Source organism: Sphingobium sp. TomMM15, assembly GCF_055397045.1.
Map to the genome: position 1 here is coordinate 202,656 of NZ_AP027316.1, position 24,096 is coordinate 226,751.

At 60.5% G+C, this 24,096-nt stretch carries 22 protein-coding genes; 13 read left to right on the top strand and 9 right to left on the bottom strand.

All coding sequences use genetic code 11. The features are described 5' to 3' along the window. Positions 1-139 precede the first annotated feature (139 nt). The 4 genes from ACZ51H_RS17910 to ACZ51H_RS17925 all read right to left on the bottom strand — a co-directional run bounded on the left by ACZ51H_RS17910 (position 140) and on the right by ACZ51H_RS17925 (position 4,253). Positions 140-2,077: a hybrid sensor histidine kinase/response regulator gene (locus tag ACZ51H_RS17910; RefSeq protein ID WP_464803537.1), complete on the bottom strand. Its 1,938-nt coding sequence runs from the start codon at positions 2,075-2,077 to the stop codon at positions 140-142. A gap of 113 nt (positions 2,078-2,190) precedes the next feature. After that, entirely contained in the window at positions 2,191-2,796 is a 606-nt protein-coding gene (locus tag ACZ51H_RS17915) for a PAS domain-containing protein (RefSeq protein WP_464803538.1), read from the bottom strand. Between the two features lie 192 nt (positions 2,797-2,988). Further along, positions 2,989-3,732, bottom strand: a complete 744-nt coding sequence (locus tag ACZ51H_RS17920) for a response regulator transcription factor (RefSeq protein WP_464803539.1) — start codon at positions 3,730-3,732, stop codon at positions 2,989-2,991. Beyond that, a complete protein-coding gene (locus tag ACZ51H_RS17925) occupies positions 3,684-4,253 on the bottom strand; it encodes a PilZ domain-containing protein (protein ID WP_464803540.1) in 570 nt (189 codons plus the stop codon). The genes ACZ51H_RS17920 and ACZ51H_RS17925 overlap by 49 nt, the downstream gene beginning before the upstream one ends. A 245-nt stretch (positions 4,254-4,498) precedes the next feature. Here ACZ51H_RS17925 and ACZ51H_RS17930 point away from each other — a divergent pair, with 245 nt between their 5' ends. The 3 genes from ACZ51H_RS17930 to ACZ51H_RS17940 all read left to right on the top strand — a co-directional run bounded on the left by ACZ51H_RS17930 (position 4,499) and on the right by ACZ51H_RS17940 (position 6,078). Then, complete coding sequence (locus ACZ51H_RS17930; RefSeq protein WP_464803541.1) at positions 4,499-4,915, top strand: BLUF domain-containing protein; 417 nt, start codon at positions 4,499-4,501, stop codon at positions 4,913-4,915. Positions 4,916-5,399: 484 nt separating this feature from the next. Beyond that, entirely contained in the window at positions 5,400-5,573 is a 174-nt protein-coding gene (locus ACZ51H_RS17935) for a hypothetical protein (protein ID WP_454888429.1), read from the top strand. Positions 5,574-5,691: 118 nt separating this feature from the next. Next, the gene (locus ACZ51H_RS17940; RefSeq protein ID WP_464803542.1) at positions 5,692-6,078 is read left to right on the top strand and encodes a DUF3768 domain-containing protein; all 387 of its coding nucleotides are present in this window, start codon (positions 5,692-5,694) and stop codon (positions 6,076-6,078) included. A 126-nt stretch (positions 6,079-6,204) separates the two neighbouring features. Here ACZ51H_RS17940 and ACZ51H_RS17945 read toward each other — a convergent pair whose 3' ends face one another. Next, positions 6,205-6,558, bottom strand: coding sequence for a hypothetical protein (locus tag ACZ51H_RS17945; protein ID WP_062121796.1), 354 nt, complete (start codon positions 6,556-6,558; stop codon positions 6,205-6,207). Positions 6,559-6,870: 312 nt separating this feature from the next. On the opposite strand from ACZ51H_RS17945, the gene ACZ51H_RS17950 reads away from it, so the two are divergent. The 4 genes from ACZ51H_RS17950 (at position 6,871) to ACZ51H_RS17965 (ending at position 9,735) form a co-directional block, all read left to right on the top strand. Continuing rightward, positions 6,871-7,809, top strand: coding sequence for an ArdC family protein (locus tag ACZ51H_RS17950; protein WP_464803543.1), 939 nt, complete (start codon positions 6,871-6,873; stop codon positions 7,807-7,809). A 55-nt stretch (positions 7,810-7,864) separates the two neighbouring features. After that, the gene (locus ACZ51H_RS17955; protein WP_464803544.1) at positions 7,865-8,251 is read left to right on the top strand and encodes a hypothetical protein; all 387 of its coding nucleotides are present in this window, start codon (positions 7,865-7,867) and stop codon (positions 8,249-8,251) included. 137 nt (positions 8,252-8,388) lie between these two features. Next, the gene (locus ACZ51H_RS17960) at positions 8,389-8,721 is read left to right on the top strand and encodes a thermonuclease family protein (RefSeq protein ID WP_464803545.1); all 333 of its coding nucleotides are present in this window, start codon (positions 8,389-8,391) and stop codon (positions 8,719-8,721) included. A gap of 39 nt (positions 8,722-8,760) precedes the next feature. Then, positions 8,761-9,735 carry a CHC2 zinc finger domain-containing protein gene (locus ACZ51H_RS17965; protein WP_464803546.1) on the top strand — a complete coding sequence of 325 codons (975 nt, stop codon included), beginning with the start codon at positions 8,761-8,763 and terminating at the stop codon, positions 9,733-9,735. Between the two features lie 903 nt (positions 9,736-10,638). Here ACZ51H_RS17965 and ACZ51H_RS17970 read toward each other — a convergent pair. Next, positions 10,639-10,857: a hypothetical protein gene (locus ACZ51H_RS17970; RefSeq protein ID WP_464803547.1), complete on the bottom strand. Its 219-nt coding sequence runs from the start codon at positions 10,855-10,857 to the stop codon at positions 10,639-10,641. A gap of 610 nt (positions 10,858-11,467) precedes the next feature. Here ACZ51H_RS17970 and ACZ51H_RS17975 point away from each other — a divergent pair. The 4 genes from ACZ51H_RS17975 to ACZ51H_RS17990 all read left to right on the top strand — a co-directional run bounded on the left by ACZ51H_RS17975 (position 11,468) and on the right by ACZ51H_RS17990 (position 18,425). Next, positions 11,468-11,758, top strand: a complete 291-nt coding sequence (locus ACZ51H_RS17975; protein WP_083536056.1) for a ribbon-helix-helix domain-containing protein — start codon at positions 11,468-11,470, stop codon at positions 11,756-11,758. Continuing rightward, positions 11,748-14,048 (top strand): type IV secretion system DNA-binding domain-containing protein, encoded by a 2,301-nt coding sequence (locus ACZ51H_RS17980; protein ID WP_464803548.1) that lies wholly within the window; start codon positions 11,748-11,750, stop codon positions 14,046-14,048. Before ACZ51H_RS17975 ends, ACZ51H_RS17980 begins: the two co-directional genes overlap by 11 nt. Before the next feature lie 3 nt (positions 14,049-14,051). Next, positions 14,052-17,081 carry a MobF family relaxase gene (gene mobF, locus ACZ51H_RS17985; RefSeq protein ID WP_464803549.1) on the top strand — a complete coding sequence of 1,010 codons (3,030 nt, stop codon included), beginning with the start codon at positions 14,052-14,054 and terminating at the stop codon, positions 17,079-17,081. Positions 17,082-17,225: 144 nt separating this feature from the next. Continuing rightward, the gene (locus ACZ51H_RS17990; protein ID WP_464803550.1) at positions 17,226-18,425 is read left to right on the top strand and encodes an ATP-binding protein; all 1,200 of its coding nucleotides are present in this window, start codon (positions 17,226-17,228) and stop codon (positions 18,423-18,425) included. Positions 18,426-18,757: 332 nt separating this feature from the next. Here ACZ51H_RS17990 and bla read toward each other — a convergent pair whose 3' ends face one another. Further along, positions 18,758-19,597: a subclass B3 metallo-beta-lactamase gene (gene bla, locus ACZ51H_RS17995; RefSeq protein ID WP_464803551.1), complete on the bottom strand. Its 840-nt coding sequence runs from the start codon at positions 19,595-19,597 to the stop codon at positions 18,758-18,760. 130 nt (positions 19,598-19,727) lie between these two features. On the opposite strand from bla, the gene ACZ51H_RS18000 reads away from it, so the two are divergent. After that, a complete protein-coding gene (locus ACZ51H_RS18000) occupies positions 19,728-20,609 on the top strand; it encodes a LysR family transcriptional regulator (protein WP_464803552.1) in 882 nt (293 codons plus the stop codon). Between the two features lie 386 nt (positions 20,610-20,995). On the opposite strand, the gene ACZ51H_RS18005 is transcribed toward ACZ51H_RS18000, so the two are convergent. Further along, positions 20,996-21,727, bottom strand: coding sequence for an SDR family oxidoreductase (locus tag ACZ51H_RS18005; protein ID WP_097093706.1), 732 nt, complete (start codon positions 21,725-21,727; stop codon positions 20,996-20,998). A gap of 189 nt (positions 21,728-21,916) precedes the next feature. Between ACZ51H_RS18005 and ACZ51H_RS18010 the strand changes: the two genes are divergently transcribed. Continuing rightward, positions 21,917-22,813 carry an AraC family transcriptional regulator gene (locus tag ACZ51H_RS18010; protein WP_097093705.1) on the top strand — a complete coding sequence of 299 codons (897 nt, stop codon included), beginning with the start codon at positions 21,917-21,919 and terminating at the stop codon, positions 22,811-22,813. Between the two features lie 345 nt (positions 22,814-23,158). Here the strand turns inward: ACZ51H_RS18010 and ACZ51H_RS18015 are convergent, their stop codons facing one another. Beyond that, positions 23,159-24,049 carry a helix-turn-helix domain-containing protein gene (locus tag ACZ51H_RS18015; RefSeq protein ID WP_464803553.1) on the bottom strand — a complete coding sequence of 297 codons (891 nt, stop codon included), beginning with the start codon at positions 24,047-24,049 and terminating at the stop codon, positions 23,159-23,161. Positions 24,050-24,096: the final 47 nt, after the last annotated feature.

Genomic DNA, 24,096 nt, shown 5'->3' on the forward strand with positions numbered 1-24,096 from the left:
GACCGGCTGTACCTGGGAATTCCAAATTGGCGGTTGAGCATCCATAAAGGGTCGAGAGGGTGGCAAAAAGCGCAGCATTTCGACGTGGATATTCCACTGGCCGGTAGGAGGGGCAATAGAGGCGATTTTCGCAACGATGTCATCGCTTGTCGTTTGTGTCGTCTGCCCTGCGAGACGGATCGCTCATGAGTTGGCCGATCGCAGCCGTGAGCGTCTCCAGCTTATAGGGCTTGCGAAGAATAGGGAACTCTCGCTCGTCGTGAGGGATGAACTGCTTACTGCTGTAGCCACTCGCGAGAAGTACCGGAATGTCCCGGTATGTCTCGCGGATCGTCTTTGCCAGATCCAGCCCGCTGATCCCGGGCATGACAATGTCGGAGAAGATCAAACCGACATCATGTTCCTTTAGCTGTTCTAGCGCTTCGTGCCCGTTCGACGCCTCGATGACATCACAGCCAAGATCGTCGAGCAGTTGCCGGGCAAAATAGCGGACGTGCTCGCTATCCTCGACGACAAGCACCTTCAATCCCGGGAAGCGCCTAGTCTGATCGGGCGCTGCCATGTCCAGTTGCCGCTTCTTCTGGGTGCGGGGAAGCCAAAGCTCAACGCGGGTACCTTTGCCGACCTCAGAGTGTATCCGGGCCGTACCGCCGGATTGAACCGCATAGCCATGGATCTGGGAGAGGCCGAGACCCGTGCCCTTGCCCGTCGGCTTGGTTGTGAAGAAGGGCTCAAAGACGCGCCTGAGCGTCTCCGGCGGGATTCCTTCTCCTGTGTCGCTGATCGCCAATATGACGCCGTCGCCTTCGTGCGTCGGGGCATTTGCCGTTGAGATGGTGATACGCCCGCCATCCGGCATCGCGTCGCGCGCATTTAGAACCGCATTGAGCAGGGCAGCTTCCAGGCCAGTCGGGTCTATCTCGACGCGCCACAGCGCCGGAGCAAGGTCGAGTTCCACCTCATAGAGGCTTCCAAGCGTGCGCTGCAGCATCTCCCCCATGGCGTCCAGACGGACACTAAGATCCATGACTTCCGGCTCCAGCGGCTGGCGGCGGGCGAAGGCCAATAATTGTGAGGTCAGGCTGGTTGCGCGCTCTGCGGTCTCCACCATGACGGACAAATATCGGCTACGTTTATCGAGCGGCATGTCGGGCAGCCTCAACATCAGGTCCGCCGCACCACGCATGACCGTCATCAGATTGTTGAAATCATGTGCAATGCCGCCGGCAAGCTCGCCCAAAGCCTGCAACTTCTGTGACTGGAGCAGCGCTTCTTGCGTTTGCCGCAGTTCAAGTTCTGCCTGCTTTTTCTCCGTTATGTCGCGGGTGATCTTCGCGAAGCCGACATGTTCGCCAGCTTCATTGTAGATCGGATCGATCAGGACGTGCGCCCAAAATAGCGACCCGTCCTTGCGAACCCGCTGCGCCTCGGCCTCGAACTTGCCGTCCCGCAGGGAAGCCGCCAATGCAATCTCGGGGGTCCCCCGGCCGCGGTCTTCCTCGGTGTAGAACAGCGAGAAGTGCTGACCGAGGACCTCCTGCTCCTCATAACCCTTGATGGCCGCCGCGCCGGAGTTCCAGCTTGTGATCCTGCCCTGCGGGTCGAGCATATAAATCGCATAATCGCGCACGCCTTGCACAAGCATCCGCAGCTGCAAGGCGCTTTCGTACGTCGCCTGTTCCAGCTGCCGCTTCTCGGTAATGTCGCGGGTAATCTTGGCAAAGCCGACGAGCGCTCCGTCTTCGTCCCGGATGGCATCCAGTATCGCGTGCGCCCAATAGCGCGTGCCATCCTTTCTGATCCGCCAACCCTCTGCTTCGAAGCGGCCTTCGCTGGCCGCCGTTTCCAAAGCGCGCTGGGGAAGGCGCAGATCGCGATCTTCCGGCGAGAAAAAGCGGGAGAAATGCTCCCCGATAATTTCTTCGGCGCTATAGCCCTTGAATCGCTCCGCTCCGCTGTTCCAGGTTACCACCCGCCCTTCAGGATCGAGCATATAGATGGCGTAATCAGTGACAGCATCGACGAGCTGTTGGAATATCTCTGCGGGGGGCTGTTTCTTGGCTTCGAATGGACGCAAAACCTTGATCCTATGCTAGCCCCCCGGCCTGATTTTATGGACTAAAGTCCATACTCGCCCAGGCGCTGGGCGCAACCGGAAATCGCTTTCTGCAGATCAGCAACGGTTTGCGCTTAGAAGCCGGCTTCAATGGCAAGCCGCATGGCCTCGCCTGCCGTAGCGACGCCGAGCCGTTTCATGAGGGCTCCGCGATGCATCTTGATCGTCTTCTCGGTAAGGCCTAGCTCCTCGCCGATCTGCCGATTACGCAGCCCCCGTGCCATCAGTTGCAGCACAACCTTCTGTTGCCGGGTGAGGGTACCGATCCGCTCCGCCGCCCAGGCCTGGGCTAACCCGGCATGCTGCCTCTCAACCTCCATCTGGCTCCCGACGAAGTAGGCGATTTCTCCTTCGTCATCGAATAGCGGCGCGATCATCACGGCGTTGGTGAACGTGCTACCATCCTTGCGATAGTTGACCAATTCCACCACTGCTGGTGTGCCCACGGCGATCGCCCGGCTCAGCGCCGCCGAGGCCAAGCGATCCGTCTCTGGCCCGGCTAGAATGCGACAGTTGCGGCCGAGGAGTTCCTCTTCGGCATATCCGGTCAGCTGCTCGAAACGCGCATTGGCAGCGATGATGGGGTTATCAACGCCCTTGGCATCGGTGATGATCGACGCGATGGGGGATAGCCGAATGGAGTGAATGAGCGCTGTTCTTTCGTTCAGGAGCCTTGTCAAACTCGTTCTCTTCGGTCGTGCGCGGGACTATCCCATATCAAGAAGAGCGTGAGACGTTCAATACCCCGAAACGGCCGGCTTCTTGAGCCGAAGTTGATTGCATCGTCATGATGTCGGCTGCCCGTTTCGCAGCCGACGTTCCGAATTGTGCTGCATATTGGAAGGGTTGATGAAAACAGGTGCCGTTGTTGCTCAGATCTCGCTGCGGCCGTCCAAAGCGATCGCCACGATTGAGATCGCATCAGCGAATTTCGTCACGCCGCATTTTCTCATGATGCGCAAGCGGTATGTCTCGATCGTTCTGACACTTAGGCGCAGTTCATTGGCTGCAGCTTCATTGCTCTTGTTGGATTGGATTAACCTTAATACATCTAGCTCTCGTCTCGTAAGTTTTTTCAGCAAGGAGTCCGCACGATCTCTCTGCCTCTGGAGATCTTCTCTCGACGCTAGAAGATCGGACGCTTGATCGATTACCTCCAGCAGCATTTTCTTTGAAAAAGGCTGCTCGAGAAAATCGTCAGCGCCTACCTTTATGACCTGAACTACTGTCTGGATATTGGCATTCTCCGCCGTAATCACCACCGGAATATCCTTCCGAGTCCATAGCAATTGCGTCAGCACATCCACCCAATTGTCCGGGAGATACAAATCCAAGATTGCTACACCTGAGGGAAGGTGATTGAGAGCTTCTAGAAAGTCGCTACCGGATGCAAAGGGCATCGGATGATATTGCTCTGCGCGAAGCGTCTCCACCAGATGTCGGCGGATGCGAGCGTCTTTGAGGACAATATACACAGGACATTTTGCGCCCATCGCGACCGACTTATGCTCCTCCCCTCGCGCGCGTAACGCGTCATTGTAGAAATGGTTGCCCCACCTAGGCTTTTTTAGATTCCACTCTCGAAAAATACACCCACCATCCCGCCGCTCGACCATTGCACGCGGCCCATTCGCACGCCTCGACCACGGCTTTTCACCAGGAGCCGGGTGCCTTCTCTCAGACCCGCGGTCTCGATCATCATGCCCTCGACGGACAGGTTGCGGATCGTGCCCACCATGACGGGCGCTGAAGTAACAATGGTAGCGGGCATGTCTACTGAAATGCGGGTTTCCCTGGGTTGCTCATCAGGAGCCAGTTGGTTCATGAAGGTCTCTTGCCCACCAAGCCAAAGCAGCGGCTCTTCCATCAGCAAGCCGCACTGGCTGCCGTTGGTCCAGCGGACTTCCGCGGTGAGAAAATCCGTCGCATTGAAGCTGATATGCACTTCATCGCGCAAGCCCAGTGACAGCGCGCTCCGGCCGCTGAGGCCTTGGCTGGAGACATTCGTGATCGACAAGCTCGCTTCTTTGATGACGGGGTAGAGCAACGCCGATTTGAACACCGTCCGCCGAGGGTGACGGCGCAGGTCTGCGCCACCCTCAGTTGTGCTGAAAGCCTCGATTTTCTGTTCGAACATTGCGGACCTCCGAATTTCGGGAGGGGCGCTAGCGCTGCGAGCCTAAGGAAGGGGAACATACCGTTGTCGTATTTTTACGACAGTCGTGCTGGGCGCCTGTTAACCAAGAATCCGTAACAGGGAGTTCTTCGATCGGTCATGTCCTCCCCCGAGGAATGGCCACCGGTAAAGACGAGGCGCACAGAACGGTCCCCACCGTGCGCCTCGTCTTTACTCCTTTTGTACGAATGTTCTATAGCGTTCGCATGTTTGAGCGATGGTTTTATATCAGCACGAGCCGCTTGGGGGGCGTGCAGGTTGATGAACAAGTACGAGATATCATCGACGTCTCAAGACCGCGCAACCGGTTGCTAGGGGTAACGGGCGCGCTTCTGTTCACTGGACGCCGCTTCGCGCAATATCTTGAAGGCTCGCCCACCGCCATAGCCGAGCTCAAGCAAAGCATTATTCGAGATCCTCGACATGAAGATGTTCGAACGATTGCATCGGGACCTTACGACGTCCGGCGATTTCTAACCTGGTCTCTCGCTTATGCGGGTCCTTCCCGTTTCATTGCTAAAAAGGTGGAAGATGCGCTGAACGATACACTTCAGGGTAATATCGACAGCGTTGAACCTTTGGCTGAACTGCTTGCTGGCTTCGCGGTCGAAGGACATGGCTGAACCAGCAATCTAATGGCGGACCAGACTAGGAAGCCCGACCTTACCAGGGGAGGGCGCTCGATCCCCGCATCCCAGGCTCTGGCTGTCAGTCTTAAACCCTCGCGTCGATTAACAGCTGACGGTCAGCAGTTGAATACGTGATTCTGGCTCTTGAGCGGCAAAGAAGGGTCGGCTTCGCAAGAACAGAGGTTGCAGATCCCCCACTGCTTCTAACAAACCAGAACCCATACCGCTTCACAGCGAAGCCTCCGTCAACCTGAGCACACGACAGATCCCGCCCCTTCACAGAGCAACTGGCGACGGCGCGGCCATAATGGTCGGTATCGACCTGCCGGCATTCCGCGATCGCGCGCCCCGGAAAAGCGACGTCAGAAGGCCATGTCCTCAAGGATCATACAAATTTGGGCCGCTCGTTAGGCGCCTGAAAGCGATCACCTCTTCATATAAAGTGAGCGTCGATCGGACCAGCCATCGCGCTCGACCCATGCCGTCCGATCGATTTGCGCAGGCGCCAGGACGCACCATTTATTTGATTGCGGGGCCTGTTCCGGCCCCCTGGCGCAAGGGCCAGACCGTCTACGCCGCTGCGCGGCTTCGCTTGGTGGTCGCGGCGGTCTCCCCATCCTTCCTGCGCTACCGCGCCGTGCAGGACGGGTGATCCCCCTCCGCCTCGACCAGCCCTCAAATGCGCCATTCCCCGACCCGCTTCGCCAGCAGGCAGAAGCCGATGGCGCGCCATCGCCTTCGGCTCCATTTTCAGAAAGGGAACAGACGATATGACCAACGAACGCACGAACCCGGCGGACAAGACATCGATCATCGCCGCGCTCAATGACGCTGTTCGCCACAACATTCATAAGGCGCAGGGCTACAACCAGATCGTCATCACTGCCGGGATTAGCGCCATGATTGGCGATGCCACCCAATGGACCGCCTATCGCCGCCAGCGCGCGCTGCTCCGTCTGGTCATGGAATATGATGATTTCTCGGAAGGCAACGATCCGCACGGCGAACGCGATTTCGGTTCCTTCGAATGGGAAGGAACCCGCTGCTATTGGAAAATTGATTATTACGATCCCAAGCTTGAATGGGGGTCCAACGATCCCGCCGATCCTGCGCAGACGGCCCGCGTCCTCACCATCCTGCGCGCCGACGAATATTGATACGACCGGGCAGCGAGGCGGCTCCGCCCGTCTCGCTGCACAGAAGCAGGGCAGGGGCGCTATGTCGCGCAAAATGGCGGCGCGCCCGCCGCAAGCGACGGGCGCGCCGGTGCCTTTGTCGAGTTCTCAGGAAGGGGAGGGGCCTGCGCCGACCAGTCCGAGCGAGACGGCGTTGGCCGCAGGTGCAGCGGAGGTCAGTGTGTCCCGGAGATCGTCGCGCGACAACATGGTCAGCCACTGGCGGCCATAGCTTCGCGCGACCGTGAAGAAGACCTGCCCATGGCATCCGACCATAGTGCAGCGATCGAGCTGGTCGACAGGGGAGGCGCTCGGACCGAACCTGAAGGCCTGGATCGAGGGATCGACCCGCAATTGGATGCCGCAGCTTGGGCATCGCGAGCGGACGAGCGCGTTTGACCGGGCTAGATTGTTCCAGGTGGCGGCCCAATGCGGGAAGATGAGGTCGATGCTGCTCGTCATGGCGCGATGATAAGGGCCTGATCGCGCATCCACAAGCGGAGGCGGCTGCGCCGCCGTGCACCTGTCCCTTGTTGGGGCCTGTTCCGGCCCCCTGGCGCAAGGGCCTGGCCGTCGGCGCCGCTATGCAGCGCCGCTTGGTGGTCGCGGCGGTTTCCCCGTCCTTCCTGCGCTTCGCTCCGTGCAGGCCGGGCGATCCCCCTCCGCCGCGACCAGCCCTCAAATGCGCCATTCCCCGACCCGCTTCGCCAGCAGGCAGAAGCCGATGGCGCGCCATCGCCTTCGGCTCCATTTTTGAAAAAGGGACAAGACGACATGACCCGCAAGACCGCCGCTCCCCGCTCCACCGCTGCGCGGATCGATATTTACGAGGAAGTCACCAACCAGATCATCGCGCTGTTGGAGGCTGGCACCCGGCCATGGTCCCCCTCTTGGGTATCGGGCGCGGCCTCGCTGCCCTTGCGCCACGAAGGAACGGCCTATCGTGGGATCAATGTGCTTCTGCTTTGGTCGGCTGCGATGACGTGCGGCTATTCCAATCCCTATTGGATGACCTATCGGCAGTGCCACGAACTGGGCGGGCAGGTCCGAAAGGGCGAAAGGGGCAATCTGGTCGTCCATGCCGGAACCTTCACCCCCAAGGATGGCGACACCGAGGCACCGGGTGACGATGGCGCCGAGGATCGGAACCGCCACTATCTGAAAAAATATCATGTCTTCAATGTCGAGCAGATCGACGGCCTCGACATGACCAAATATCCCGCCCCGATTCTCGCGGTGAAGAACCGGGACCAACGGGACGCCGATCTTGATGCCGCCTTTGCCCGCTATCCCGTTCCCTATGAGGAAGGCGGGCATCACGGCTATTACAATCCATCGAGTGACCGCATTCAAATGCCGAGCTTCAACGACTTTCTCAGCGGTAATGCATTTTATGCGACCCTTGCGCATGAGGCCATTCATAGCAGTGGTCATCAATCACGGCTCAATCGTGAGACACTCCGTGATTACGGAAAGTCGACGGCGATTAGGGCAGCAGAAGAGTTGATCGCGGAGCTGGGTGCCGCAATGCTTTGCGCTCAGCTTGGTATGGAACCGAGCGAACGCGAGGACCACGCCGCTTACCTCGCATCGTGGTTGACTTCACTTCGCGATGACAAACGCGCCATTTTCCGCGCCGCGACCGCTGCGCAGGCCGCCAGCGAATATATCCTTTCCCACATGGCCGCGCCCGCACTCGCCTGCGCAGCCTGACCTGACCGGGCGGCGCTACGCGCCGCCCGCCTCATCGATATTGAAGGATCAACCGATGGCCAGAAAATCCCCAGAAATCGAACTGCGCTGGCGCGATGAAAATTACGGCTCCGTCTGTGCGGTTGCGGCTTTCCGCAACTATGCCGGAACCGTGGATTGGAGCGAGCGGACTCACCAGCGCTTTCGTGGTTGCCTCAAACGCGCCGGCTTTGCATTTCATCAGCGGCGGTGCGCCTATATTGCCAGCACCGGCAATGGAGCAGAGCGTAAACGCGCCCTTTGCGACGAGCTGGGGCGCGCTGGCTTCGCCATTATCCATGGTGATGTGCGGTCCCGAGGAAGGCATGGCTCGCGGCACGCATTGCCGCTGCGAAACATGGTCAGAAATCAGTCCCGCTACGCCCCGAAAGTTTGCCATTGTGAAATAAAAACAGACACTTAACTATTTGAATCTGGCTGTATTTGGTGCAGTATCTTTCTTTCACACCTTCCCCCCCATACGGATTTCCCATGTTTCTTGCCTTCACTCTTCTCGGGGCCGCATCGGCTGGTATTTGTACCGTGACCGATGGCGATACGATGCGTTGCGGGCCCGAGCGCATCAGGCTGCTGGGCATCGACGCTCCTGACGATCCGGGCAACAGCCGCTGCCGTCCCTATCCGAAGCCTGGCGCGGTTTGCGATGCGCGCCGTGCGGCAGCCAGCAAGGCCGCATCGCGCAGGTCCATGGTGGGGCCGTTGACGATCGCACGGGTGAGCAGGGACGCTTATGGCCGCACGCTCGCCATGGTCTATGTTCAGGGGCGCAGCCTGTCCTGTCTCCAGATCGAGGCGGGGAGGGCGCTTTACAAGCCCCGATGGGATAAGGGCAGGCGCGTTGCGCGCGAATGTCCCCGTGCCCTGTTCCGCTGAATTGCCCCGCACGGCCCAGGCGAACCAAGAGAGACGATCATGAATGCATTGCGATCCCCCAGCGCGACGCTCGATGTGCAGCGCGCAAAGACCCGATTTGCGATCAGCGATATTATCGTGCGCTATGTGAAGCTCCGTAGAGCCGGTCGTGAGTTTGTCGGCCTATGCCCCTTCCATACCGAGAATACGCCCAGCTTCCGCGTGAACGACGCGAAAGGCGTCTTCCATTGCTTCGGCTGTGGGGCGGCGGGTGACGCCATCGATTTCATCATGCACATGGACGGCCGGGGTTTTGTCGACGCGGTGAAAATCCTCCTTAATGAGGACGGCTTACCCGAAGCCTCTCCACAGGATCGAGCGGCGGCGGCGCGCCAGGAGAAGGCGGACAGGGCCGCCTCCATATTGGCTGCCCAGGCCGAATGGCATGAGGCGCGCAGCATCAAGGGGACGCCCGCCGAACTCTACCTTGCTTCGCGGGGGATTTTCGGCGCAATGCCGCAAACCGTCAGGTTCGGTCGGGTCCCGCTTTGGCGGAACAAGAAGACCGGCGCCAGTGGGCGCCCGGCGCCCGCTCTTATGCTTGGAGCGCAGGACCGCTCGGGAAAGATCGTCGGGGTCCAGCATGTTTTTCTGACCGAAAACGGTAAGAAAGCCGATATGGCCAATCCGAAGCTTAGCCTGGGACAGGTGCGCGGCTGTGCCGTACGTCTCGCACCGCCTGCGCGCCGCATCATCCTGATCGAAGGCCCGGAGGATGGCCTGACCATGCGGATGCGCTTCCCGGAGATCCCAGTCTGGATCACCCTGGGCACCGGCTCGATGCCCCATGTCGGCCTGCCCGACGCGGTTGAACATGTGACGCTGGCGGGCGACAATAATGCAGCCGGCCGCGCGGCTGTCGAAAAATCGACGGTGGAATATATGGCTCAAGGCCGAACGGTCGATGCGATTTTCCCGGGCGAACAATTTGAAGACTGGAATGACGAGCATAGGGGGATCAGGATCAGCGCATGAACCTGAAGCGAACTGTGAGGATGGCGAGGGCGACGATGAGGGCGAAAATTCCGACGAGGAATTGGAGTTCCACGACGTTGCCATGAACGACAATCACGAGACTGCCGTCGCGGCCGGATGATGCAGCGAGGGAGCCGCTCCAACCGGGCGGCTCCTTGTTATACCGATAGGATCACCGCCCTGTGCAGGAATGGGAAACAGAGCGCAGCGCATCGCGATAATTGAGCCTTTATGAATACTGAGGGAGCGCGAACGCGAACCTGATCGGCTCGCTCGCGGCCCACGCGGACCTAAGCGGTCCGCTCGCCGCTACGCCTTTGCCGCTGGTCTACCGAGGAGAGGGGGTAATCTCACTGACTTCCCATGCTGTCATGCGGCCCATGGCTGCCTCAAGGATGAGCGGCCCCTCCAATTTTGCCGCCGCTTCCACAGCGCTGCGCTCCGCTGCCGCCGCGACAAAATCGGCACCTCCGCTCCCCGCTGCGCGGCGGCTTCGCTGTCCCTGACCCAGCCCTGGCCCGCACGACGCCCGCCTCCTGTCTTTCAAGAAACAGGAGGCCCTCATGCACATCGTCCAGAACAACACTTTCGCCGCGCAGCCGACCTTCATCGCCGTCTTCGCCAATGCGCAACTGCGCGCCCAGCGCAGCTACTTCCCGCAGCACATCATCAGGGGTGAGTAGCAGGGGTTTTTCGCCATCGACGAGGGGGACTATCCGGTGCTTTCGCCCGCTATGCTGAGCCGGATCGTACACTCCATTGCCGGGCAGCTTGACGACAGCTTCTGACAGCAAAAAAGGGGGAGGGCCGGTCAGGCTCTCCCCATTCAAATCTTTGTTTGTCATTGGCCATGCCGGGCATCGAGCCCAGCATGGCCATGATCGATCGGCTGTGAAGTTCCAGCTACGCTGCCAGGCGCCGCTGCACCTCCTCGATTCCGAGCTTGTGGATGCGCGAAAGAAGGGTCTCCAGATCGTCCGGCGAGAGCCTCATCAGCCCTGCCTTCTCGATCGCCTTGATCGACGCCTCACGTTCCTTGTCGGCAAGCTGTTTCTTGCGTTCCGCAAGCTTCGCTTCCTCAGCCGCAATGGCTGCGCGTTCTTTGTCCAAGCCTTTGACCATGGTGCATCTTTCATAGCTCGGATTGGATTGTGGACGGGGTTGTTATAGCTCTTCACCACGCCATCTCAATGCCTTTGATATCGCATCGGGAATTCACCTCTCTCGACCCTGTACGGGCATTGATTGACTGGAACGCAACGACGATCGCGGCGGGGTCAATCTGGCCCCCTCAGCGTCATCTTCGCGGCGCCGTTTCGCCGCGGCGTAGAGGGGGTGAACCCCTCATGCCACGGCGAGTATGGCGAGGCCATATCATTCCGCCCACAGGGCGGAGCCAATCCCTGCCGGATCGGCGAACCGGCCCCTTCGGGCCGGGGAAAGCGGAGCCGGTTCCGGGTAACCGGCGCGCCACTGTCTTAGTGCCTTCCCAAGTGGTCAGGCAGCACACCGTATGCACCTGCGGTTCAACCAAAATCAGTGGAACCGCGCGCAATCCTCGTTTCGGAAGGTCAGACATTGTATGACGTTAACTTCGACCTGTGCGCAGAGTACTTAAACCGGCCATTAGCCGCGCCTGCACTGTCTGACAACTTGCAATGGGCAGGAGCATGAGCTATCGATATTCTACTTTCGTAATCCCCACCAGCCTCTCTGCTAGGAGGTAGGGTGGATGACAATCAAGCAACGGCGTTACACGGTCCGTCTCGAACAGGATCAGTGGGAGCGCCTTGAGCAGCAATCCCGTAGCCGGGGGGTGCCTACCGCCGATCTCATTCGGACGGCGGTGGACCTACTTTTGTCCGGCGATTCCCTGAAGGACATGAGCCGCCTGCGCCTCGCGCGCATAGGCGAGTTTCAGCACCTCGCCCTCGATGTTCTGATCCGTGAACAATTTCCCCAATATCGCGACCGCATCGTCGCTGAAACCGACAAGCGCGTGGAGCTTTATCATGGCGCGTAAGGACATCCGCGACAACGGCCAGAACATACCGCTCAGTCACCATTCGGCGCGCGGGAACGTCCAGCGCAACTCGGGCAATTTCACCCGTGGAAGCCAGCTCCTGAGTCACGAAATGTTGATGTGGCTGTCAGGCGCGAAATTGCCCGTCATCTTCTGGTTCTTCGTGTTTCTTGGCTGCTGGTTCGGCATCATGTCAGTGAAGCTCGATGAGCATGGTTTTCAGCTCATCTGCATGAAGGTCTATTCCGCGCTTTGGAACTGGGTCGACCTCGATCCGATGAAGCGTGTCAACGTTACTCTGCCGAGCGGCGATATCATTCGCACCATCATGTCCGCCGTGCCCTATATTCCCGACGTGATCCGCGCCTGGGACGTCGCGATGCGAGGGCTGATCGGATCGTTCCTGCTGTCGATCTTCATCACCGTTCCTGCCGCCATCTGGTTCGTCGACATATCCAAGCGCAGGGGCAAGTCGATCCTTCAGGAGCGGCATGAGCGCGGGGCGATGCTGGTGGACGTCGAATTGCTGCGGTCCGAGATCATCGAGCATAACCGCATCAAGTTTGAGGAGGATGTCGCCCATCTATGTCCCGGCATGAAGCCAAGCGAGGTTTTGCGGCTCCCATTTGCCGAGCGGAAGGGGAGGGGCATCCACCATCCCTATAGCCTGGGCGGCATCCCTTTTCCGCATCGGCTCGAGCAATCCCACGCCATGCTGATCGGCACCACCGGCTCGGGGAAAACGACGGAGCTCCGAAGCCTCGTCGCGCAGATGCGCGAGCGTCAGGATAGCGCGGTCATCTTCGACCTGACCGGCGCCTATGTCGAGTCCTTCTACGCTCCTGCGCGCGACACGATCCTCAATCCCATGGACGAGCGTTGCCCAGCCTGGTCGATCTTCAATGATTGCTCCTCCCATAGCGAATTTACCTCAGCGGCAGCCGCCCTCATCCCGTCCGATGGCGGATCGTCCGAACCCTTCTGGGCGCTTGCGGCGCGCACCTTGTTCATCGAGATGTGCATGCGCCTCATCGAGCGCGGACAGGCCACCAATTTGGCCCTCTCTGAAAATCTGATGACGGCCGATCTCGCGCGTGTTCACCGCTATCTCTCCAACACCATTGCCGACCCGCTGACCGCGCCAGAAGCGGCGCGCATGGCGGAATCCATTCGCGCCGTTTTCAATACTAATGCGCAGGTGCTGCGCTTCCTTCCCGAAGAGGGCGAACACTTCTCGATCAGGCGCTGGATCACGGGGGAGAAAAAGCCCGGCGCGATCCTGTTCATCACCTCCCATTATCTCGACCTCCCGATGAACAAGGCGCTCCTGACCCTGTGGATGGATCTGGCCATCAACAATCTCATGTCGATGCCCCGAACGCGGTCGCTGCGGACCTGGTTCATGTTCGACGAGCTCGGCGCGCTTCACCGCATCCCGGCGATTGAAAATGGTCTTCAGACCGCCCGTGCCTTCGGCGGCGCCATGATCCTGGGGCTGCACAGTTTTGAGAAACTGGTGGAGGTTTATGGCGAGCATGGCGCGAAAAATCTCGCCTCGCTTGCACGATCGAAGCTGATCCTCGCTACCTCCGATCTCGACACCGCCGAACAGTGCGCGCGCTATATCGGTAATAGAGAGGTCCGCCAGATGGATGAGGCCTATAGTTATGGCTACAACAACACCCGCGATGCATCGACCCTGACGCCGCGCAAGCAGACCGAACCGCTCGTGATCGCCGACGACATCACGAACCTTCCCTCGCTCCATGGCTTCGTCAAATTTCCCGATGGATTTCCCGCTGCCCGCCTCGTTCTTCACTACAAAGATTACCCATCGGTCGCGCAGGGTTTTGTGCGCCGGAAGAACATCCAGCCGCTGCGGTCGAAACGAGGGGAGGGTGCCTTTCAGGAGGAGCCGCAGAGCGGAGAGGCGGGAGGCCGGGATGGAGCCGCGCAGGTTATCGAGAATGTGAGCGATCCGACCGTCGCGAGTGGCGCGATCGATCAGGATAGGCTGTCACCCGCTAACGACGATCCGCAGGCGCAGGACGGCAGCAGGACGGATCGCACCGGCGATCCCCTTGCCGGCAAGGCGGCGCCCTCGCGCAGCACCGATAGCGCCGGCACCGCATCGGAGAATGAGCAGCGCCAAGCGCCGCTGGAGCGGGGCCGGTCAGAGCGCGGCGATCATGAGACCGTGTCCAACCCCCCGATCGTTGAGGATCAGACCCTCATTGAACTGCGTCACGATCTCTCTGCCGGCCTAGACACCAACGGTTTCGGGATCTGATCCATGCTTTCCGTTGCACCCGTTCGCTCCGCCTCGGGCGCCGCCAACTATTTTGCGAAGGACAATTATTACACGGTTGAAGGGTCGTCGGAAGTGAGCATCTGGGCAGGGGAGGGGGCACAGGAGCTGGACCTTACCGGCCAGGTCACGAAAGCTGCGTTCGAACGCATCCTCAATGGCATTCTCCCTGACGGCACCGGTGTTGCCCAGGTGGAGAACCGGCAGTCGGGTACTGACCTCACCTTCTCCATGCCCAAATCGGCCTCGATCATGGCCTATGTAGCCGGAGACCGCCGTATCCTCGCTGCCAATATGAGCGCGGTGCAATCCACCATGAAATGGGTGGAACAGAACCTTGCCGAGGGGCGGCGGGACATTGACGGAAGGAAGGCCCCCATCAGGACCGGCAACCTCGTCTACGCCCTGTTCGAGCATGACACGAGCCGCGCCCTCGACCCCCAGGGGCATGTCCATGCGGTTATCGCCAATCTGACGCGGATGCCCGATGGGAAATGGCAGGCCCTCCACAATGGCGCGATCTGGAAGGCCAACAGCGTCATCGGCACGATCTACCATGCCGCCCTGCGCAATGAGCTGGAGAAGCTGGGCTATGTGATGGACATGAAGGGCAAGCATGGCACCTTTGAAATTGCCGGTGTTCCCAGGGACGTGATCGACGCTTTCAGTCAGCGTCGGCAGGACATTCTTGCCAAGGCTGCTGAGCTCGGCGTCACGTCACGCGAGGCACTATATTCGATCACCAAGCGGACCCGCGATCCCAAGCTCAATGTCCACGATCGTGATGCGCTGGGGAAGGCGTGGAAGGAAAATGCCGCCGAGCTCGGTTTTACCGGCAAGGACCTCCTCTCGATGTCCGAGGCGCGCAGCACGCAGGAACGGGCTCAGGGCACGCTGCATCGGGGCTATCATGCCATGAAGGAGGTCATTGCGACGGCCTTCGACAAGCTGTCCGGCATCCTCGCGCGGGACGACCCTTTGGTCGATCGTGGACTGGCCCGCATGATGGTAACTGCATCAGCCGCTCGCGCGCAGCTTGCCGTCGCATCGGCGGTAAGGATTCAGGCCGAGCGCGAGGCCGCCTTCAAGATCACGGACCTTGCCAAAACCGCGCTGGACCTGGGGTTGAAGGGAGTTACGATCGAACATGTCGATCAGCGCATAGCCACGCTGACCAAGCGGGGTACGCTTATACCCGGCGTCGGCCGCGATAGCGACGGGGCCATATCGATGGTGACGACCAGGCAAGCCCTCGCCACCGAAGAAAAGATCCTTGGGCTTGTCGAATCTGGCAAAGGGTCGGCCGCACCAATCGTCACGGACGCGGACGCTCCCGCTCGCCTTCAGGCCGTCAGCGTCCATGAGCTAAACGCTGGGCAACTAGGCGCCGCGAGCCTGATTGTGTCCTCGGCGGATCGAACCGTGACCATCCAGGGGATTGCGGGGGCCGGCAAATCCACCATGCTGTCTGCGGTGGCGCGCGTGGCCGAGGGGGAAGGCCGTCAGGTTCTGGGTCTCGCTTTCCAGAACAAGATGGTGGCCGATATGGCGGAAGGGGCCGGGATCAAGAGCCAGACCATTGCATCCTTTGTCCTTGCCCATCAGCGGTTCATCACCGAGCAGAGCGGCCTGCGCTATGAGGAGGTCCGCGCAGGCCTCGCAAACACGATGATCGTCGTCGACGAAACCTCCATGGTGTCGTCGCAGGATATGCTGAGGCTCCACCAGATCGCGGACGCGCTCAGGATCGACAAGCTGGTCCTGGTCGGTGACCGTCAACAGCTTTCCTCGATCGATGCCGGCAAAGCCTTTGCCATGATCCAGGCCGGCGGCGGAACGATGGCCCGGATCGACCAGAATATCCGTCAGCGCAACACGCTGCTCCGAACGGTCGCGTCATTGGCAAATGCGGGGAAGGCAGGCGTCGCCATGCGTATCCTGCGGGACAACGTCATTGAATCGAACAGGCCGGCCGAAGATGCAGCCGATCGTTGGCTCGGCCTCTCGGTCGAAGAACGGGAGCGCACGGCGGTCTTTGCATCGGGCCGCGAAGCGCGGGCGGCAATTAATGAGCGCATACAGGAAGGCCTGGCCGCTGAAGGCACACTGCGGGGCGAGCCGATCAACCTCACTGTCTACGAGCGCGTCAACCTCACCCGCGAGGAATTGCGCTACGCGAAGAACTACCAGGCGGGCCAGACCTTGGAGGTCGGGCGCGGCGGTGCGCAGGATGTCGGTCCGAAGCGCGGACGCTATGACGTGGTCAAGGTCCACGCCAACGGCAAAGTCGCCCTTAGTAATGGCCGCGAGCGCCTCCTCTTCGACCCCCAGAAGCTCTCCACGCAGGAAACCCGTGACCGGCTTCAGCTGTCGGAAATGAAGACCATCCAGGTCCGGGCGGGCGACCGCATCCGTTGGACCGCCAACGATAAACCGCGCGACCTGCACAATGCGGCCATTGCCAAGATCGTTGCAATCGATGGGAGCGGCGTCACGGTCGAGACGGCAGCACAGCAGCGGCTAACGCTGGGCCTGTCCGATCCGATGCTATCGCGGCTGGACCTGGCCTATAGCCTCAACATGCACATGGCGCAGGGTATTACGACCGACAAGGCCATCACGGTCATGGCCAGCTATGAAAAGCATCTCTCCAATCAGCGCTTGTTCAACGTCGGCGTCACCCGTGTTCGTGATCAGCTGACCATGATCGTCGACGACAAGGCTAAGCTCGAACGCCAGCTTGCCAGCAATCCCGGCAACAAGACATCGGCGCTGGAGACAATTGGGCGGCTCACTATCGATGGAATAGCGGGTAGCGCTCCGGTGCGGCCGTCGTCGGGTCAGGATCTTGGCCTTCCCGATGGGCCGAAGCCGCGTGATCCCGGAGATCGCCAAGATTTTGGCGCTGGCGGCGGCAACAACCCGGAACGCACCAAAGAGCCGGGCCGCACCCAAGGTGATCGCGCGGAGAACCTGCCGTCGCTCCCCGAGCGTAGCCTGGGGCTCGATCTTTAAAAGAGGGATCAGCCGTCGGTCTGAACACGAACCCTCAAGCCAGACGATGCTTTGCGTGGGTGGGTTGCCCGTCAGATGCTGCGCCTTTATAGCAGAAATATATAGTTCTAGTGAAATCGGTTAGAACCTATTAAAGAACGTAGAATGGATCCCCGTCGCAACCCCTTCGCCCCCGGCGCGGGCAGCCGCCCGCCCGAGCTGGCCGGTCGGGAAGATGTGCTCGAGACCGTGGCTATCGCGCTCGACCGCATCCGCAATGGACGGCACGCGCAAAGCATGATTCTGCTGGGTCTGCGCGGGGTGGGCAAGACGGTGCTCCTCAACGTGATGCGCCGGGCGGCCGAAGGGGAGGGCATCTTGAGCGTGCCGATCGAGGCGCCCGAGGGGCAGTCGCTGCCCGCCATGCTGGTTCCGGCACTGCGGACAGCCATGCTGAAACTCGATCGCGGGCAGGCCGCGATGACATTGGCGAAACGCGGGTTGGGCGCATTGGCCCGGTTTGTAAAGGCGTTCAAGCTCAGTTATGGCGAGCTCGAGGCCTCGCTGGACCTCGGGGAAATCGGGGTTGCCGATAACGGCGATCTCGACGCCGATCTCATCGATTTGATCGACCTGGCCGGTGCCGCAGCCGCTGAGCGAGGGACAGCGCTCGTGCTGTTCATCGACGAATTGCAATATGTACCGGAGCGCGAGTTGGCGGCGCTGATCACCGCGCTTCATCGCGCTCGCCAGAATGACCGACCGATAACGCTGGTGGCCGCAGGCTTACCGCAGCTGGCCGGACAAATGGGCAAAGCCAAATCCTATGCCGAACGGTTGTTCCTTTTCACCAGCATTGGTCCGCTTGGGACCGAAGCGGCCACCGCCGCCATCGTCCACCCGATCGAGGCCGAGGAATGCACCATCGAGCCCGAGGCGGTCGCACAGATCATCGCCGTGACCCAAGGCTATCCTTACTTCCTGCAGGAATGGGGCAAGCAATGCTGGGATGCGGCCGCCGCTTGCCCGATCACCGCTGCCGATGTCGATCTCGCCCACCCCACCGCGATTGCCGCGCTCGATGACAGCTTCTTTCGCGTTCGCTTTGACCGGCTAACCCCCTCGGAAAAGCGTTATCTGCGCGCTATGGCGGATCTGGGGGAGGGGCCGTTCGTCTCGACCGCCATCGCCGATCATATTGGGCGTAAGTCTTCCAGCTTCGGGCCAGTCCGCGCATCGTTGATCGCAAAGGGCATGATCTACACACCAGGCTATGGTGAAACGGCCTTTACCGTGCCGATGTTTGGCGCGTTCATGCGCCGAGCGATGCCGGTCAGCGAGGCCGTAACCGAGCAGGGAGAATGACGCGGCCAGTCGAAATCAGCGCATTGCTGTGTCACCTGTGGTTGCGGGTTCCTGACCGGCACACGAGCGTCAATTTCCCTCGTGCCAGTGCAACTTCTCCGCGTTTTAGCGCGGCAACGCTGGTAGCCGTGCCATTTATATCTGACCGGCCCTGGGACATTCGCGACTGTCGGGTCCGGAGCGCCACAGCGTCGAATCCGGCCGTAGGGCTGGTGCGGGCCGACGTCCGTTCACGCCAACATAGCTGTCGTTCAAGCCCAGAGATCGCTTCGCGAAAGCAGTCATTTACGTCAACCTACGCTTCGCTCAGCGTTAGGCGCCAACCATGACATTCAGTGCCGCTCTGATTTCATGCGCTGGTCCAGCGCTTTGCGCGAGCGTTCGGCATAAGCGCGGCAGGCTCCCGGGTGGTCGTTGTACCGGCCTTCGCCGGCATTGTCCGGGTGGCCCGAGATCAGGATATCGCACGGGGTCTTGTTCATCGCTTCATAGCTTTTGCTGAAACCGGTGGTGATCGGGCGCGCGGTCGGCGCTGTGTAACGGTAATCGTCGGTCGATACCGGGTTCAGGCTCGCGGCAAATATGATAGTCCGGCATATCCGCTGTTCGCACGACTTCCAGCGCCAGCTCATGCTGCCCATCGTATGACCCGGCGTTGCCAGCGCGGTGACCGTAATATTGCCCAGCCGCAGGGTTTGGTTGTCGCGGATGGTTTGCACCTTGGCCACCGCCGGCCAGGAGCCGCCATAACCATGCTGCGGATCGTCGGCGGCAAGGCGACCGGCCAGCAGCCCTTCCGCACCCCGTGGACTGGCGACGACGGTAGCGCCCGTGTCACGCGCCAGCGCCGCGATGCCCCCGGCATGGTCGAAATGGGGTTCGGTGCTGAGAATATATTTGATGTCGCGCGGATGAAAGCCCAGCCGCCTGACATTGTCGAGGATGGCGGGTGCAGCTTGCGGTAAGGCGCCATCAATCAGAATCAGCCCCGCACCAGTATCGATCAAGGCGACACTCAGACCGCCGAAGCCGACAAGATAGCTATTGCCGAAGATTTTCTGTGGCGGCAGGGGAGAAAGCCATTCTGCGGTGCGGGAGCCGATAATGGGCTTGATCAGGGCATCCTCCTGGGTTTGCGCCAATAGATTAATCGAGCTCGTCAGCGCTGCCAACGCGCCTGCCGTTAGAAGTCGCAATGTCGACATTCACAAATCTCCTTCGCGGCCGGGATTGCGGCATGGATGACGCAGAAACAAAGCATCATTTCTCGACAGAGCCATGAGTCGAATTCATAACTAGGCGATGGATCGAGCCCAGCTCCCTCTCAATGCCCTACGGGCTTTCGAGGCGGCCGCGCGCCATCTCAACTTCACGCGTGCCGCGATCGAACTGTGCGTCAGCCAAGGGGCCGTGAGCCATCAGGTTGCGCAGCTCGAACGGCGGCTCGGTACCCGCCTGTTCCATCGGCTCCCGCGGGGCTTGGCACTAACCGACGATGGGCAGGCTCTGGTGCCAGTGCTGGCCGACATGTTCGATCGGGTAGGCGCTTTGCTCGACCAATATATGGACGGTCGATTTCGCGAAGTGTTGCACATCGGCGTCGTCGGTACGTTCGCAACCGGCTGGCTGCTTCATCGGCTTGGCGGGTTCGAGCGCGCCTGTCCTCACATCGACCTGCGCGTTTCAACCAACAACAATCGCGTCGACATCGCGGGTGAAGCGCTCGACTTCGCGATCCGCTTCGGGGACGGCGCGTGGCATGGCACCATTGCAGAGCCGCTGCTTGAGGCTCGGTTGACCCCGCTCTGCACGCCGTCAATCGCCCACCGGCTGAGCAGCCCCCGCGACCTGACCCAGGAATTATTATTGCGTTCCTATCGGCCCGACGAATGGCGCCGCTGGTTTGAAGCGGCAGGTGCCTCCCAACCCGTGCTGCGCGGCCCGGTATTCGACAGCTCCGCACTGATGGTCGCGGCGGCTGCAAATGGCCTGGGAGTAGCGCTGGCACCCGCGGCGATGTTCACGCACGAACTGATCGCCGAGCGCCTAGTCCAGCCATTCGACATTTCGGTCGATGCTGGGCGCTACTGGCTGACCAGGCTTATATCGCGAAAGAACAGCGATGCTATGCGCTCGTTTCGGCACTGGCTGATGAATGAGGTTGTAGCGGAGGCGCGATCGTAACCCCAAAGGTTTGCCTACCATGGTGTTACCGCCAATACGCGGATCGATTATTATTCGCTTAGCTCGCCGAAAGGTCGGGGCGGTCAGGCAACAAACGCCAACTTAGCAGACATTCGACGGCTCGTTATCGTTCGCTAAAACCTGCCCTTCGTTTATCTATTTTGCGGCGGTATCCTGCCCATTTGAAGCAGGCGCATTGTACGGTGTGACCTTGCCATCTCGCATAGCTTCGACTTGGCTTAAAGGGTTCTGCCATGGAGATTATCACGTATTCGGAAGACTGAGCCTTTGAGCTGCGCTGACCAGGCCTCCGGAAAATCAGGCAATGCGTAGGACTTCGCTGTAACCATTCGAGGGGGGCAATATGCGACTGCCCCCCATGCTGGTCAGATCGTTGAACGAACCGGACGAACGATCAGCGTGTTCACGTCCACATCGGCCGGCTGCTCCACTGCATAAGCGATGGCCCGCGCGATCGCATCCGGAGTGAGCGCGATGGCCCGGAAATCGACCATCGCCTGCGCCGCAACCGGATCGGTGATAGTGTGGGCAAGTTCCGATTCCACCACGCCCGGAGCGATGATGGTGACGCGGATGTCGTCATGTTCCATACGCAGCGCCTCGGAGATCGCGCGCACCGCATATTTGGTCGCACTGTAGACGCCGCAGGTCGGCCAAACGGCATAGCCGCCGATCGAGGAAATGTTGACGAACTGGCCGCTGCCCTGGCTTTTGAAGCGAGGGAGCGCCGCGGCGATGCCGTGGAGAACGCCGCGGATGTTGACGTCGATCATCCGATCCCACTCGTCGACTTTGAGGCTATCGAAGCGCGACAGCGGCATCAGGCCCGCATTGTTGACCAGCACGTCGACCCGGCCATAGTCAGCTTCCGTTGCGGCGATGAACGCCTCGAAGTCGGCGCGGTCGGTGACGTCGAGCGACCGGAAGGCGACCGTGCCTCCCGCCGCGTTCAGTTCCTCGGCCAGCGCGGCGAGCCGGTCGGTGCGGCGTGCGCCCAGCATCAACTTCGCGCCGCGCGCCGCCAGCAGCCGCGCTGTTCCTTCGCCGATGCCGCTGCTGGCGCCAGTGATCGCGATGACCTTGTCCTCGATAGCCATGATAGTCACTCCTATTCACGCGGACCGACCGTCGATCCGATGCGATCTGAATGGCGCTGCTGCACCCCAGAGCGGTAGAATGGTCGTGCGGAATGATTGCACGATATTCCAGATTTGGAACGGGAGGGTGGAAGACAGCTCGTTAGCAAGCTACTAGCTAATCGCAGCAGAAATGAAGGGGACACGCCGGTGAGGCATGAAGGCCTGGCCCAGCAAATTGCCCGATATGCCGATCGGGACGGCATCATCGACACACCCATCGAGCGCCTCGCGCTGGTTCGTTCGGGCCAAACCGGCGAGCCGGTGCATATGGTGCAGCGCCCGGCGCTGTGCATCATCGCGCAGGGGGGCAAGCGTGTGCTGCTGGGCGAAGCGGTGATCGACTATGGCCCGGCCAGCTATCTGGTCGCCTCGCTCGACCTGCCGATTACCGGCGCCGTCACACAGGCGAGCGTAGACGCGCCCTATCTCTGCTTTTGCCTCTATCTCGATCCGACACTGTTATCGGAGATCGCGCTAACCCTGCCGCCCCAATCGCCGGGCGCGGAGGATGGCGGAGGCATGACGCTGCACCCGATGACGCCCGAACTGATCGACGCGGCGACGCGGCTGACGGCGCTGCTCGGCGATCCGGAGAGTGCGCCGCTGCTCGCGCCGCTGATTGAGCGGGAGCTGCTGGTACGGCTGATGACCGGGCCTGGCGGAGGCGTGCTGCGCGCTATCGCCAGCGGCGAAAGCCGCACTGGCCAGATCGCCCGCGCGATCGCTTGGCTGAAAGCCCATTTCCGCGAACCGTTCAGCGGGCCGCAGCTTGCCGCCCTTGCCGGCATGAGCCTGTCGAGCTTCCATGACCATTTCCGCCGCGTCACCGCCATGACCCCGCTGCAATACCAAAAGCAGCTGCGGCTGCAGGAAGCGCGGGCGCTGATGCTGGCCGATCGGCTCGATGCGGCAGAGGCGGGCTTCCGCGTCGGTTATGACAGCCCCTCCCAGTTCAGCCGCGAATATCGTCGTCTCTTCGGCGCCCCGCCCATCCGAGACATGGGACGGTTAAGGACAATACCGCATATGACGATGGCGATTTGAAGGGGGTAAGAGGCCTTCCAGAACGCCGTAGGTCCTAAAACGCCGACATAGGCGACGTTCACGGGTTCCAACCCGGCCGCCGAAACCGGACGTTGGTTCACACGGCGGATTATGACGCGTCCTGGCCGCATCCAGAATGACGGGTATTGGACACCAGACTTGGGAAAGCTGCCCTTCCGCGGACTCATTCGAACTGTATAGTTTGACCCGCTAATTTCTGATTATCTTCCTTTTTCCAGTTCTCAGGTGTAGGCTGGCACCTTCTTTGGGCGCTTCAGAAAGTACCTTGCTGCGATCAATCGGGTCCAGCTGTACGGTGGCGGTGGGGAAGAACGCGTGACCTACTCAATCCATCGCTTCGGCCTGGCGCTGTCGATACGTTCTCGGCCGCTCGCCACACTGTCGCAGAAAGGCATCGGAAAAGTTCGCCGGACTGGCAAAACCCATCCGGTACGAGATCTCCTTGATAGAAAGGCGCCGGTCAGAGAGCAGCTTACGTGCATGCTGCAATCGTACTTGCTCAACGAACCTGCTGACACTTTGGCCCGTCGTGGCGCGAAAGCGGCGAGCGAAATGTCGGGCGCTCAGATTGAAATGACCAGCGATGCTGCTGACGCTGATCCGCCTTTCGAGGTTCGCCTCGACAAAATCGGCAACTGATCGAATCTGCGCGACGGTGAAGCTGCTTCCCGCGGTATGGCCAAGGGTAGCGTAGGACACCTGCGCCGATTCATCCTCCATATAGCGCAGGAGATCGACCACAACTGTCGTGCCAAGGCCCTCCAGCAGCAGATCGGACGAAAGCCCCGGATTGATGACTTCGCTGGCCAGCCGACGCATAGCAGTTCGGATTGTCTCAGTTGGAATGTCGGTGCACCGCATCAGCTGATCGGCGATCCGCTCGCCGGACAAGCGCTCGAGCGCGGCAAACCGCCCCGGTAGGACCTCCAGTCGTGCCACGCGGGTGCGGAACGGCATGCCAATAGTGTGGATCGGAACATGCGCCGGAGTCATCAAGAGAGAGCCAAGCCGACGGAATTGAGAATACCTCTTGCCCAGGTCGTGGCGCACCAAGGCGTCGCAATCACCGGTGAGCATCAGGCTGACGACATGGGCGTCGTTCGTCGCCAACCTGTCCTCACCTTCGTCGCAGCTATAGTCCCAAAGGGTAAAACGTAAGCCAGGTGCAACCAGAGCCTCTCCGATCGGGTGCGCATGTTCGATGCTCCAGCTCATGTCCGCATCCTAGTAAAACTGGCCGGTCTGCGGAAGTCATTTCCATT